Genomic DNA, 13,328 nt, shown 5'->3' on the forward strand with positions numbered 1-13,328 from the left:
TCCATCTGCTCCCAACGGCGTAGTCCCGCCAGGTTCGGCACGTCAATGTATTTTGTGCGTTATTTGACATTTGTTCGTATATCGCACAAGCTGTCCGAAAATCTCCATAAATTAGGTTGAAAATGAATGCGCGAGACCGATTTCATTAGTGGCTTTGCCAAAGGACTTTCTGTCATTGAGGCTTTTGATGCGATCAATTCTCGCCTGTCGATCACGGATATTGCGCGGATGACTGGACTGGAGCGGGCCACGGCACGCCGCTGCCTTCTAACCCTCACACAGCTTGGCTATGCGGATTATGATGGCAAGTTTTTTACTTTGACACCGCGTATCCTGCGCCTCGGCCATTCCTACCTCTCATCCACGCCCCTACCCCGGTTAATCCAACCATTTCTGGACCAGCTTTCCGAAAAGACCGGCGAAAGTGCATCAGCCTCGGTGCTCGACGGTAACGAGATTGTCTATATCGCCCGCGCTTCGCATAAGCGTGTCATGTCGATTAATCTCAACCCCGGTAGCCGGCTGCCGGCTTACTGCTCGTCCATGGGCCGGGTTCTTCTGGCGGCGATGAGCGATGATGATGCACAGCGTATTCTTGAGGATAGCAACCGCACGGCAAACACGCCGCGCACGAAAACGTCAGTCCCGGAATTGATGGACGAAGTGCGCAAAGTCCGCTTGCAGGGCTATGCGGTGATCGATCAGGAGTTGGAGATTGGCCTTTGTTCCATCGCTGTTCCCGTGCGCAACACGCGCGGCATCACCATCGCCGCCATCAACATCGGCGCTCAGGCACCACGCGTTACGGTCGAAGAAATGATTGAGCGCTACCTGCCTGTGATGCAATCAACCCGGGATACGATAGCCGGAGTTTTAGTATAGGTGCAGTTGAACTAAACAACCATTCTGGCGCTTTGTTCGGTGCGGTATTGTCGCGGTGTCCTGCCCGTTTCCTTGGTGAAAAATCGTGTGAAATAGGCAGGATCGGCAAAGCCCAGATCATAAGCAATCTGTTTGATGCTGGCCGAAGTGAATACCAGATCGCGTTTAGCCTGATCGACCAGACGGCCCACGAGTAAACCATTGGTGCTTTGTCCCGTCGCAGTCTTGACGATACGGTTGAGATGCGTTGCCGACAGGCCAAGATGAGCAGCGTAGAATTCAGCAGGATGGTGGTTGCGGAAATGCTGATTGACCAATGTTTGCAATAGTTTCAGACGGTCTCCCGTTCCGTCATTGGTGTTGGGGTGTTGAGGGGCTGTCATCCGCACCGCCAAAAGCACGATTGTCCTGAGATAGGACTCAACGAGATCATCGTGAAAAGTGCCGCCTGATATCAGTTCTGCGCTCAGGCGCTCGATGCTTTGCACAAGGAAGATCGTGTCTGCGTGACCAGATGTCAGCGAGATTAATCTTGGCTGTGTACCGGCGTCGCAAATACGCCGCCCGGAAGAACCAAAACGCGAGGCGAGCATCGTCATCACAATGCCGTCCATATCCCGCGAAAATCGAAAGCCGTGCTCGCATTTTGGTGGCACGGTGATCATAACAGGCGGGCATATGGGATGGCTTTGCGTACCAAAGACGGCGTCACCGGTGCCGCCACGAAAGTACAAAATCTGAAAGAATGTATCGTGACGGTGGGTCTTGATCTCCCAGTTGTGTAATTGGCTTCTTGAGGCAATTGTCTCCCAATGCAGCCAGAAGTCGGGCCGTTTCGGATGATTTTCGCCGTAAAGATCATAGGTTGGCACTACTCCCCGCATCGCTTCCTCCCACCTCCAATGTTCAGATTGTCCTGTTTTTTGCCGGATAAGTCCATTGTTCATATGCAGACCGACGCTAGCCTTACGCACATATTTCAGGCTGGGAGGCATCATGCGCACGCAAGTGGTTATCATTGGGTCCGGGCCCGCCGGGCTTCTGCTCGGTCAACTCCTGACCCGGGCGGGCATCGACAACGTCATCCTCGACCGGGCGAGCAAGGACTATATTCTTGGCCGTGTTCGCGCCGGAGTGTTGGAGGAAGGCACGGTTCGACTGCTGGATGATGCGGGAGCCAGCATGCGCTTGCATACGGAGGGTCTGCCACATGATGGGTTTTCGCTGGCCTTCGATGGTCGCAATCATCGTATAGATCTTTTCGACCTGACCGGTGGCAAGCGGGTGACGGTCTATGGCCAGACTGAAATGACCCGTGACCTTATGCAGAAGCGTGCAGAAAGCGGTGCGCTGGCGATCCATGAGGCAAACAATGTTGCAATCCATAATTTTGATACGAACAAGCCGTTTATCACCTTCGAGAAAGATGGAAAGACTGACTGTATAGATTGCGATTTTATTGCCGGATGTGACGGCTTTCATGGGATCAGCCGCCGTTCGGTGCCCGAGAAAGCTATCCGGACATTTGAACGCAATTATCCCTTTGGCTGGCTGGGTGTTCTCGCGGATGTGCCGCCCGTCGCACACGAGTTGATCTATGCCAATCACTCGCGCGGGTTCGCACTTTGCTCAATGCGTTCCATGAGCCGCAGCCGTTACTATGTCCAGTGTTCACTTGATGACAAGGTGGAGGACTGGTCCGATGACCGGTTCTGGGATGAGTTGCGGCGCAGACTGCCCGAGGAAGACGCGGCGGCTGTGACAACGGGACCTTCGTTCGAAAAGTCCATTGCTCCGCTTCGCTCATTTGTTGCTGAGCCCATGCGCTTTGGTCATCTGTTTCTGGCTGGCGATGCTGCTCACATTGTGCCGCCGACGGGGGCAAAGGGGCTCAATCTTGCGGCGAGTGATGTACACTATCTGTTTGAGGGTTTGCGTGAATATTACGCGGATCAGAGTATGGCCGGTCTTGATGACTATTCACGCCGTGCGCTTTTACGCGTGTGGAAAGCCGTACGCTTCTCCTGGTCGATGACGATGCTGATGCACCGTTTTCCCGATACCGACGCGTTCGGACAGAAAATTCAGGAAGCCGAACTCGATTATCTCACCCATTCCCGTGCAGCTTCGACAGCGCTGGCCGAAAACTATGTGGGCTTGCCTTTCTAGGTCGCACTTCCAATTTGTTCAGAAACGTCTTTCTTGGCGGATGGATTCCCATCCAACGAACAAAACTGGAAGTTTTCATGCCTGCGATAAGAGACCTGCCGGGTGCCATGGTCGTGCCATATGAGTTACAGATCCTCGTTTCGGGATACAGCTGGCGTCGAGACGAACTCGGCCGTTCCGATGCACAGGTTTTTAAGCTCGAGGCAAGCGGTCTCCCCCAATTGTTTATCAAGACGGAATTGATAAGCCCTTATGCGGAATTGCCCGACGAAGTGGCGCGCCTCCAATGGCTTGCATTGCAGGACATGCCGTGCCCGCGGATACTGTTTGCTGGATCGCATGCGGGACATTATTGGCTTTTGATGAGCGCGCTCGCCGGAGCGGACCTTGCCTCCGCAGACACCCTATCGGTTGAAAGCCGTATTCATATTTTTGCCGGTGCGCTTCACCAATTGCATGCCCTTGATCCAACAGCCTGCCCTTTCAATCACCGGCTTGATAGGCGGATCAAAGCAGCGAAGGCGCGAATGAAAGCTGGGCTCGTTGATGAGACAGACTTTGATGACGATCAGCTTGGGCGAACTGCGACAGAGCTTTTTTGCAAGCTTCTGGCAAAACAACCCGAGGAAGAGGATATTGTGGTCACCCACGGCGATGCCTGTCTGCCAAATTTTATAGCCGAAAATGGCGCTTTTAGCGGCTTCATCGATTGCGCACGGCTTGGTATTGCCGATCGATATCAGGACATTGCACTCGCCTGCCGTAGTGTTACCGACAATTTCGGCGGGCAATGGGTTCACGTGTTTCTGGATTTCTATGGTCTGAAAACGCCAGATCCGGCAAAGCTTGCTTATTACCGCTTGCTTGATGAGTTTTTCTAATCAGTTCTTCATTCCGTCTGCCGCCTCGCGGATCGTCTGCATCAGGATCATGAGCGGCAGCGAAGGCGTTACATCGGCGCGGGTGGTCAAGCCAACCGGGCCTTTTGTTTCAGTGGTATCGATCGGCAGAAGTGCAAGCATACGGTCTGCAACGTCGCTGGCGACCACTCCGGCTGAAATAATCCACACGGCATGATGGGAGCGTACAAAGGCCCTGCCAAAAGCATCGGAAACCGTCTCGATCTGGTGCGGGAGTTTGGCGACACCGTTGGCAATAAGAAACCGGTCGACGAAGGGCCGAATGATGGATGCGCGCGTCGGCATCAGCACCGGAAACTCTTCGAGACGATTGAAAATGTCTTCGCTGGCATCAAGCAATGGATGGTGTGCGCTGACAGCAAAAACTACCTGTTCAGAATAGAGATGTTCGAAGGAAAAACCGGTCATTTTTTCCGGCGCAGCCAATCGGCCAACAACAAGATCGAGGTCGCCCAGCCGCAACTGTTCGAGCAGCACGGCGTTTTCTCCGGTGACGATTTTCAATCGGCTCTGGGTCTTTTCCTGCAGGAACAGGCTGATGGCCTGCGGCATGATGCGGGTTGAAACCGTTGGTAAGGCACCTACCCGAACGGGGATACCCTCCCCCGATTGCTCGTTGGTGACAGAATCGATGCCTTGCCGCAGCGCGGTAATGGCTGCTCCCGCGTAACGCAAAAATACTTCACCGAAGCGAGTGATACGGATGCCGCGACCGTCACGCTCAAACATGGCAACGCCAAGCACCTCTTCCATTTCACGAATGGTTTTGGTTACAGCGGGTTGGCTGATATGTAGAATCGCTGCTGCCTTCATCACGCTTTTCTGGCGGGCGACTTCGAGAAAAGTTTGCAGGTGGCGGAACTTGATGCGGCCATCGATCATGTGTTTTCATAACCCCAGGGTTAAGCGAATGCGGCAAGATATCATTTTACTGAACCAAATACATAATCCATTGTCCATATAAGTTATCCGGGAGGGTTTCGGTGCAATTTGCTCATATCAATGGCGTCACGCTGCATTATCAGTTGATCAGTGCGCCCGCAGGTAAGCCTGTGCTGGTTTTCGCCAATTCACTTGGAACGGATTTTCGCATCTGGCGGGATGTGATTATCCGGCTCGTCGGTGAGTTCGCCATTGTTACCTATGATATGCGCGGCCATGGTCTGTCGGATACTGGCAGCACGCCTTACACCATCGACGATCATGTCGGGGATTTGACTGGCTTGCTCGATTATCTCTCCGTCAAGGATGCGATCATTTGCGGCCTGTCGGTTGGCGGGCTTGTGGCGCAGGGTCTTTATGCGAACCGGCCCGAATTAGTGCAGGCACTGATCCTGTGCGATACGGCACATAAGATCGGCACAGCGGAATTCTGGAATGCGCGTATTGATGCGGTGAACGAAAGCGGTATTGCGTCGATTGCCGACAGTATTTTGCAGCGCTGGTTCACACCGGCTTTTCATAAAGAGCGCGCCAATGATCTCGCAGGCTATCACAACATGGTGGTTCGCCAGCCGGTGAGTGGCTATAGCGGCACCTGTGCTGCTCTGCGGGATGCGGATTTCACCGTAGCGGCAAAACGCATCGCTGTGCCTGCAATCTGCATTGTCGGCGATCAGGACGGCTCGACCCCACCCGATCTGGTGCTTGAACTGGCAAAACTCATTCCACGGGCGCGTTACGAAGTCATCAAGGATGCGGGTCATATTCCCTGCGTCGAGCAACCGGAAACACTGGTAGCGGTGATGCGAGCCTTTATTGACGAATTCAAGCTTGGAGGAAAATCATGACGGACGCAGCTACCCCTTCACACCGGTATCTGCAGGGCATGGCGACACGCCGGATTGTTCTGGGTGAAGAACATGTCAACCGGGTGGAAACCACCAAGACCGGGTTTGATCAGCCTTTTCAGGACCTGATCACGGAAGCGGCCTGGGGGCATGTCTGGTCCCGACCCGGCTGGACCAAGCGTGAGCGCTCGATTGTCACGATTGCGCTTCTGGCAGCACTTGGCCAGGACGACGAACTGACCATGCATATCCGCGCCACTGCCAATACAGGTGCGACACAGGATGATATTTGCGAGGCACTGTTGCACGTTGCAATTTATGCGGGTGTTCCGGCGGCAAATCATGCGATCAAGCTGGCCAAGCAGGTCTATAAGGAACTGTAAGCCGAACAGGCAGCGTGACGGGAGGCAGCAATGTCCAATAGAAAACCGGAAACCGGCGCATTCTTCCAGCGCGACAGGCAATGGCATCCGCCTGCCTATACGCCCGATTATAAGACAAGTGTTGTGCGCTCGCCGCAGCGGGCGCTGCTGTCGCTGGATAATACACTGTCTGAGATCACCGGTCCTGTGTTCGGGCATTCACTGCTCGGCGAGTTTGATGATGATTTGATCCATAATTTTGCCAAGCCGGGTGAAAGCGCCATCGGCCAACGTATTATCGTGCATGGCCGCGTTATCGATGAACGCGGCGTTGGTGTGGCCGGTGCTTTACTCGAATTCTGGCAGGCCAATGCCGGTGGGCGTTACCGCCATAAACGCGAAGGCTACCTTGCGCCACTTGATCCGAATTTTGGCGGTTGCGGGCGAACAATTACGGATGAAGATGGCTATTATCGCTTTCGCACAGTAAAGCCCGGCGCGTATCCTTGGCCGAACGGGGTCAATGATTGGCGCCCGGCGCATATCCACTTTTCCGTATTCGGCCATGGGTTTGCACAGCGGCTGATCACGCAGATGTATTTCGAAGGCGATCCGATGATCTGGCAGTGCCCAATCGTCAAATCGATCCCTGACAAGGCGGCCATTGAACAACTGATTGCCGCGCTTGACCGGCAGAACACCATCCCAATGGATGCACGCGCCTACAAGTTTGATATCGTGTTGCGCGGTCGCCGCTCCACGCTGTTCGAAAACCGTCTGGAGGGCAATTGATGGTGCAGTCTCTGGGCTTTCTCAAGGAAACACCGTCGCAGACAGCCGGTCCCTATGTGCATATTGGCTGTACCCCGAATTTCTCCGGGATCCCTGGTGTTTACCAAACTGACCTTGGTATCTCCATGGTCAATGACAAGACATTGGGTGAACGCGTTACCCTGCGCGGTCGTATTTTTGACGGTACGGGCACGCCTCTGCGTGATGCGCTTGTTGAAATCTGGCAGGCAGATGCGAAGGGGCTTTACAATAGCCCATCGGAGATGCGTGGCACTGCCGATGCTAATTTCACCGGCTGGGGCCGCTGTCCAACCGACATGGAAACCGGCGAGTATATTTTTGAGACAATCAAGCCCGGCTGTGTGCCTTACAAGGACGGACGGTTGATGGCGCCGCATGTGACGCTATGGATCGTGGCACGCGGTATCAATATTGGCTTGCAGACCCGTCTTTATTTTGCCGATGAGGAAGCCGCAAATGCGGAAGATCCGGTGCTTCAGCGGATCGAGCATCGCAATCGTGTGCCAACGCTTCTCGCCCGCAAGAATGGTTCGACCTATCACTTCGATATCCATCTGCAGGGGGAGAAGGAAACTGTCTTCTTCGATATCTGAGATATCAGGGATATCTGACCAATGAGTATCTCTCCCTTTGATCATCCGTTTCTATCAGGCCTTCTCGGCAATGAGGCGGCAAGCGATTGGTTTTCGGCCAATGTCGATATTGCGGCCATGCTTGATTTCGAGACAGCGCTGGCTCAGGCTCAAGCCGACGAGGGTGTAATTCCTGCTGAATCCGCACAGGCAATTGCAAGTGCCTGTCAATCGTTCGTGGCCGATATGATGGCCTTGAAAACCGCCACTGCACGCGATGGCGTTGTTGTGCCGGAACTCATAAGCAAACTGCGTGCGGCAATTCCAGAAGAACATCGGAACGCGCTGCATTTCGGCACAACCAGTCAGGATGTCATTGATACGAGCCTGATGATCCGTTTGAAGCCGGTGCTCTTTCATCTGGATAGTGGGCTCGATGATATAATCACCGGGCTCAATCGCATTGATACTGCGTTTGGCGGCAATAGCCTGATGGGATATACGCGTATGCAGGCGGCAATTCCTATCACTGTACATGATCGTATCGAAGCGTGGCGCGAACCGCTGCTGCGCGATAAACAGCGGCTGGCGTTTCTCACACAGTCATTTCCTGTCGTTCAATTCGGCGGCGCGGCTGGCACGCTGGAAAAGCTTGACGGCAAGGCGGCTGCGGTTCGCAAACGGCTAGCGGCAGCGCTCGGCCTACATGATGCACCACAGTGGCACAGCCAGCGGGATCGTATCGCCGATTTCGCCAGTCTCCTCTCGCTTGTCACGGGAAGTCTGGGGAAAATCGGGCAGGATATTGCGTTGCTTGCACAATCCGGCAGCGAGATCAGCCTCAGTGGTGGTGGCGGTTCGTCGGCGATGCCACACAAGCAAAATCCGGTTCAGGCGGAACTGCTTGTCACGCTTGCCCGCTATAACGCCGTGCAGCTTTCCGGCATGCATCAGGCGCTTGTACATGAACAGGAACGATCAGGGTCCGCATGGACGCTGGAATGGTTGATCCTGCCATCCATGGTTACAACAACCGTGTCATCGTTGCAGACAACAGCCAGCTTGTTGTCTTCCATAGAGAGATTGAGGAACAGCACTGTTTCCGAAGAATCATAACTTGGGGATTATGCAAAGGCGCATAGTTTTCATTTTACATTACCAACTGGTGTGAGACATTGAACGAAACATTCCAAACGGACCAGATGGGAGAAATAATCTGGCCGGCAGGGGATCAAAGGGAGGAATGATGAAAAAGCTTATTCTGGCTGCAGCGGCAGCCATGCTGCTCAGCGGTGCCGCCTATGCGGATGTGATAAAGATTGGTGTGGTCGGCCCGTTCTCGGGCCCGTTCGCCATTCAGGGCAAGAACTTCAAGGCTGGCATTGACGCCTACATTGCCACGCACGGCAACAAGATCGGCAATGACACAATCGAAGTGCTCTATCGCGATGTTCCGCAGGCTGATCCGGCTCAATCCAAGGCGCTGGCGCAGGAACTGGTGGTCAAGGAAGGTGTGCAATATCTCGCGGGCTTCTATTTTACCCCGGATGCGATGGCCGTGACGCCGCTTTTGCAGCAGGCAAATGTGCCGCTCGTGGTGATGAACGCCGCCACATCAGCCATTGTCACCAAAAGCCCCTATGTGGTGCGCACATCGTTCACCACATGGCAGACCTCAGCCCCAATGGCCAAGATTGCGCGTGAGCGCAGTGTGGAGAAAGCCATCACCGTGGTCAGTGATTACGGTCCGGGCGTTGATGCGGAAAACGCTTTCAAAACCACCTTCGAAAAGGAAGGCGGTGAGGTGGTCGAATCCATCCGCATGCCGCTATCGACCAATGATTTCAGCCCGGTTATGCAACGGGTGCGTAACTCAGGTGCGCAGGCTGTCTTTGCGTTTCTGCCATCGGGCCCAACGACGCTCGGTTTCGTCAAAGCCTATAATGAGAATGGCCTGAAGGAAGCCGGTGTTCAGTTTCTCGCACCCGGCGATCTGACGCAGGAATCCGATTTGCCCGCGCTCGGCGATGCGGCGCTCGGTATTCTCACAACATTCCATTATGCCATTGCGCATGACTCGCCTGAAAACCGGGCTTTTGTCGAGGCTGCGCGCAAAGCCATTGGCAATCCGGCAGAGCTGTCATTCCCTTCCGTGGGTGCCTATGACGGTATGCACGTCATTTACAAGATGATCGAAGCAACAGGCGGCAAGCAGGACGCCAAGAAAGCGGTTGATGCAGTGAAGGGCCTCGCTTGGGAAAGCCCGCGCGGTCCCGTATCTATTGACCCCGAAACCCGGCATATCACGCAGAATATCTATTTGCGTGAAGTCGCCAAAGGCAGCGATGGCGTCTATTACAACAAGGAGATCAAGACCTTTGAAAAGCAGCCTGACCCCGGTCTGGCGGCGGCAAAGTAGTTTTGATTGATGAATGGCCCGGAGCGGTAACTGCTCCGGTTTCAACCGGGATGATTTGATGCAGGTTTTCTTCAGCATTGGCGTTGACGCGCTCGCCTATGGGATGGTGCTTTTCATCATCTCCATCGGCCTGTCCGTAACCATGGGGTTGATGCGCGTCGTCAATCTCGCCCACGGCGCCTTTGCCATGATCGGCGGCTATATTGCCTCCTATGCGGCCCGCGATCTGGGACTAGCCTATGGTTTTGCGATTATTCTGGCTGTCATTGGCACAATCATTATCGCCATCCCGCTGGAGCGCTTCCTTTATCGCCGCATCTATGGCGCGCCGGAACTGACACAGGTGCTGATGACTATCGGCATAACCTTCTGCGTCATCGGCCTTGCCAATTATGTCTTCGGCCCGACATTGAAAACCATCCCACTGCCCACCGAGTTGCAGGGCCCGGTTGATCTCGGATTCCGTACCATTGCGGCGCACAAGCTCTTCGCTATCGCCTGCGGTGTGGTCGTAGCGCTCGGCCTCTGGTTTCTGATTGAGCGCACGTCATTCGGTGTCAAACTGCGCGCCTCGGTTGATAACACTGCCATGGCCGCCTCGCTTGGAGTGCGCACACGCATTGTCTATGCGGCAAGCTTTGCCCTTGCGGTTGGCCTTGCCGCCTTTGGTGGTGTCATCGGCGCGGAACTTCTGCCGGTCGAACCCTATTATGCGCTGCGCTACATGGTGACTTTCCTTGTTGTTGTCTCGGTTGGCGGCGCCGGTTCCATTCCGGGCGCGCTCATTGCCTGCCTTCTGCTTGGTGCCATTGACACAACGGGACGTTATCTCGTTCCTGAATATGGTGAGTTTTTCTTCTATCTTGCGGTGATCGCCATTGTCTGGGTCTTCCCGCGTGGACTTCTCGGAAGGGCCAAGTGATATGAGCGCTACCGAAATCTCCGCTCCTTTTGAACAGGCAAAACCAATGCGCCGCCCTTGGCAGCGTGATCTGGCAGGTGTTCTTATTATTGGCGTCGCCGCTGTCGTCGGCTATTTCCTGTTCCCTGACAATCTGGCGCTGCTCACGCGCATCATCGCGATTATGCTGCTGGTTCTGTCTCTCGATCTCGTCACGGGCTATTGCGGTGTTGCCACGCTTGGCCATGCGGCACTTTTCGGTGCCGGAGCCTATGCGGCTGGTATTGCCGCTGTTACTTTCGGCATCACAGAACCACTCAGCATGGTTGCCATCGGGGCGATAACGGGAGCTGTTGCGGGCCTCGTCTCGGGTGTCGTTATCCTGCGTGGTCACGGGCTGGCTCAACTGGTCCTGTCCATCGCGGTTATTCATCTTTTCCACGAAGCAGCCAACAAAGCTTCTACTTATACGGGTGGCAGCGATGGTCTTTCCGGCATTGCTCCCGATCCGGTCTTTGGGCTCTTTGCCTTCGACCTCTGGGGACGGACTGCCTATGTGTTCGGTATTGTTCTGCTGATCCTTGTTTTTGTCCTGCTGCGTATCCTTGTCCGCTCACCCTTTGGCATGCTGTGCCGCGGCATTCGCCAAGATCCAATCCGGGTGAGCGCCATGGGCGCGTCGGTCAAGATGAGCCTGATCAAGATGTATGTGATTTCGGGTGCCGTTGCTGGCGTAGGCGGAGCGCTGAATGCGGTTTCGACCCAGGTCGTTGGGCTGGACAGCCTGAGCTTCACCAATTCAGCCGAAGCACTGGTCATGCTGGTGCTGGGCGGTGCGGGTTCACTCTATGGTGCCTTGGTCGGGACCATTGTCTTTATGTGGTTCGAACATGTGGTGTCCGCCGCAAACCCATTCCACTGGCTGACCATTGTCGGCGCATTGCTGATTGCCGTCGTGCTTTTCGCGCCAAAAGGCCTGTACGGTACGGCAGTAACCCTCATGAAACGTTTCATCGGGAGCGGCCAATGAGTGCAGTCTTTGAAGTCGAGCGGCTGAAAAAGTCCTTTGGCGGGCTGGATGTCACGAAAGATGTTTCGCTTTCCATGGCAAAAGGAGACCGGGTCGCGCTGATCGGTCCCAATGGTGCGGGGAAAACCACCTTCGTCAATCTGGTAACCGGGCATTTACAGCCGAGTTCCGGCCGGGTGCTGATGGATGGTGAGGACATCTCCCGCTTCAACCCGATGCGGCGCGTACAGGCAGGGCTTGTGCGGTCCTTTCAGGTCACACGGCTCTTTTCGGAAATGACACCTGAGGAACATGTGGCGCTCGCCATCCTGCAACGCGAAGGCAAAACTGGACGCTTGGCGGGAAATTTCCATGCCATGCCGCAGGTTGTGCGGGAGACACGTTCGATCCTTGATACGCTTAATCTCGGCGCGCTGGCCACGGTGCCAGTGGGTGAAATCGCCTATGGTCAACAACGCCTGTTGGAAATCGCCTTGGCGATGGCTTTGCGGCCAAAAGTATTGCTGCTGGACGAGCCAGCGGCAGGTGTGCCGCATAGTGATACATTCCTGATTGAAAACGCCCTTGCTCAACTGCCCGATGATCTCGCGGTGCTGATGATCGAGCATGACATGGATCTTGTTTTTCGTTTTGCCAAACGGGTTGTGGTGCTGGCCGCCGGAGAGATCATCTTCGATGGTTCGCCGCGCGCGGTAACCGAAGATGCGCGGGTGCGCGAAGCCTATCTGGGGAGCTATGCCCATGCCAGCAGCGCAGCTTGAAGTCAAAAATCTCAGCGCGGGTTATGGCCCGACGCGGGTCATTGAAAACATCACCTTCACGGCTGAAGCCGGGTCTCGTGTTGCCGTGCTTGGCCGTAACGGCGTCGGCAAGACAACATTGTTTGCCACGCTTGCGGGACAGACAAAACGCTACGAAGGAACCATCAAACTCGGCGATAGCGATCTAACTGCTCTGGAAAGCGCCGCCCGCGCCCGGAACGGTTTGGGTTTTGTACCGCAATCGCGTGCCATTTTTCCCTCGCTGACGGTGGAGGAAAACCTGTTTGTCGGGCTGAAAGGCAGGCCGCGCAGCGCATTGCAGGAAGCCTATGACATGTTCCCGCGTCTCTACGAGCGGCGGGCAAACTCCGGTTCGAAACTATCGGGGGGTGAGCAGCAGATGTTGTCGACAGCGCGGACCATTCTTGGCCGCCCTTCCCTGCTCCTTTTGGACGAACCGCTGGAAGGACTTGCCCCTGTCATCTGTGAAGAACTCATGGCTGCGTTTTCGCGCCTTGCCTCAAGCGACGAAATGACAATTTTGCTGGTCGAACAGCGTATTCAAAGCGCGCTGGAATTTGCCGAACGTGTCATTATTCTCGAGCGGGGTCGCATTGTCTGGGACGGTTCATCCGATCAACTATCGAAGGACAGGGATACTGTTGATCAATTGCTTGGTGTCGCAAGTCTGGCTCACTGAAATATTTTC

The 13,328-nt window shown here is 54.9% G+C and carries 15 protein-coding genes; 13 read left to right on the forward strand and 2 right to left on the reverse strand.

Annotation, left to right across the window (positions count from 1 at the left end):
* The first annotated feature begins 126 nt into the window (after positions 1-126).
* Entirely contained in the window at positions 127-882 is a 756-nt protein-coding gene (locus FHW17_RS23840) for an IclR family transcriptional regulator (protein ID WP_112529404.1), read from the forward strand.
* A gap of 11 nt (positions 883-893) precedes the next feature.
* Here FHW17_RS23840 and FHW17_RS23845 read toward each other — a convergent pair whose 3' ends face one another.
* A complete protein-coding gene (locus FHW17_RS23845) occupies positions 894-1,766 on the reverse strand; it encodes a helix-turn-helix domain-containing protein (protein WP_112529406.1) in 873 nt (290 codons plus the stop codon).
* A gap of 112 nt (positions 1,767-1,878) precedes the next feature.
* Here FHW17_RS23845 and pobA point away from each other — a divergent pair, with 112 nt between their 5' ends.
* Positions 1,879-3,051: a 4-hydroxybenzoate 3-monooxygenase gene (gene pobA, locus FHW17_RS23850; RefSeq protein ID WP_112529408.1), complete on the forward strand. Its 1,173-nt coding sequence runs from the start codon at positions 1,879-1,881 to the stop codon at positions 3,049-3,051.
* A 77-nt stretch (positions 3,052-3,128) separates the two neighbouring features.
* On the forward strand, positions 3,129-3,932 hold the full coding sequence (locus FHW17_RS23855; RefSeq protein WP_246707014.1) for an APH(3')-II family aminoglycoside O-phosphotransferase: 804 nt from the start codon (positions 3,129-3,131) through the stop codon (positions 3,930-3,932).
* Here the strand turns inward: FHW17_RS23855 and pcaQ are convergent, their stop codons facing one another.
* Positions 3,933-4,853: a pca operon transcription factor PcaQ gene (gene pcaQ / locus FHW17_RS23860; RefSeq protein ID WP_182510959.1), complete on the reverse strand. Its 921-nt coding sequence runs from the start codon at positions 4,851-4,853 to the stop codon at positions 3,933-3,935.
* 101 nt (positions 4,854-4,954) lie between these two features.
* Here pcaQ and pcaD point away from each other — a divergent pair, with 101 nt between their 5' ends.
* The 10 genes from pcaD (at position 4,955) to FHW17_RS23910 (ending at position 13,319) form a co-directional block, all read left to right on the forward strand.
* Positions 4,955-5,761, forward strand: coding sequence for a 3-oxoadipate enol-lactonase (gene pcaD / locus FHW17_RS23865; RefSeq protein WP_182510960.1), 807 nt, complete (start codon positions 4,955-4,957; stop codon positions 5,759-5,761).
* Positions 5,758-6,144 (forward strand): 4-carboxymuconolactone decarboxylase, encoded by a 387-nt coding sequence (gene pcaC, locus FHW17_RS23870; protein ID WP_182510961.1) that lies wholly within the window; start codon positions 5,758-5,760, stop codon positions 6,142-6,144. The genes pcaD and pcaC overlap by 4 nt, the downstream gene beginning before the upstream one ends.
* A gap of 30 nt (positions 6,145-6,174) precedes the next feature.
* Positions 6,175-6,915, forward strand: a complete 741-nt coding sequence (gene pcaH, locus FHW17_RS23875) for a protocatechuate 3,4-dioxygenase subunit beta (RefSeq protein WP_182510962.1) — start codon at positions 6,175-6,177, stop codon at positions 6,913-6,915.
* Complete coding sequence (gene pcaG / locus FHW17_RS23880) at positions 6,915-7,529, forward strand: protocatechuate 3,4-dioxygenase subunit alpha (protein WP_182510963.1); 615 nt, start codon at positions 6,915-6,917, stop codon at positions 7,527-7,529. Before pcaH ends, pcaG begins: the two co-directional genes overlap by 1 nt.
* A 21-nt stretch (positions 7,530-7,550) precedes the next feature.
* Positions 7,551-8,624: a 3-carboxy-cis,cis-muconate cycloisomerase gene (locus FHW17_RS23885; protein ID WP_182510964.1), complete on the forward strand. Its 1,074-nt coding sequence runs from the start codon at positions 7,551-7,553 to the stop codon at positions 8,622-8,624.
* A 130-nt stretch (positions 8,625-8,754) separates the two neighbouring features.
* Entirely contained in the window at positions 8,755-9,927 is a 1,173-nt protein-coding gene (locus FHW17_RS23890; protein WP_182510980.1) for an ABC transporter substrate-binding protein, read from the forward strand.
* 58 nt (positions 9,928-9,985) lie between these two features.
* Positions 9,986-10,849 carry a branched-chain amino acid ABC transporter permease gene (locus FHW17_RS23895; RefSeq protein ID WP_182510981.1) on the forward strand — a complete coding sequence of 288 codons (864 nt, stop codon included), beginning with the start codon at positions 9,986-9,988 and terminating at the stop codon, positions 10,847-10,849.
* 46 nt (positions 10,850-10,895) lie between these two features.
* Positions 10,896-11,858 carry a branched-chain amino acid ABC transporter permease gene (locus tag FHW17_RS23900; protein ID WP_246707019.1) on the forward strand — a complete coding sequence of 321 codons (963 nt, stop codon included), beginning with the start codon at positions 10,896-10,898 and terminating at the stop codon, positions 11,856-11,858.
* A complete protein-coding gene (locus tag FHW17_RS23905) occupies positions 11,855-12,619 on the forward strand; it encodes an ABC transporter ATP-binding protein (RefSeq protein ID WP_182510966.1) in 765 nt (254 codons plus the stop codon). The genes FHW17_RS23900 and FHW17_RS23905 overlap by 4 nt, the downstream gene beginning before the upstream one ends.
* Positions 12,600-13,319: an ABC transporter ATP-binding protein gene (locus FHW17_RS23910; protein ID WP_182510967.1), complete on the forward strand. Its 720-nt coding sequence runs from the start codon at positions 12,600-12,602 to the stop codon at positions 13,317-13,319. The genes FHW17_RS23905 and FHW17_RS23910 overlap by 20 nt, the downstream gene beginning before the upstream one ends.
* Positions 13,320-13,328 lie beyond the last annotated feature (9 nt).

The sequence above is a fragment of the Phyllobacterium sp. P30BS-XVII genome (genome assembly GCF_014138335.1).
Classification (GTDB): Bacteria; Pseudomonadota; Alphaproteobacteria; order Rhizobiales; family Rhizobiaceae; genus Phyllobacterium; species Phyllobacterium meliloti.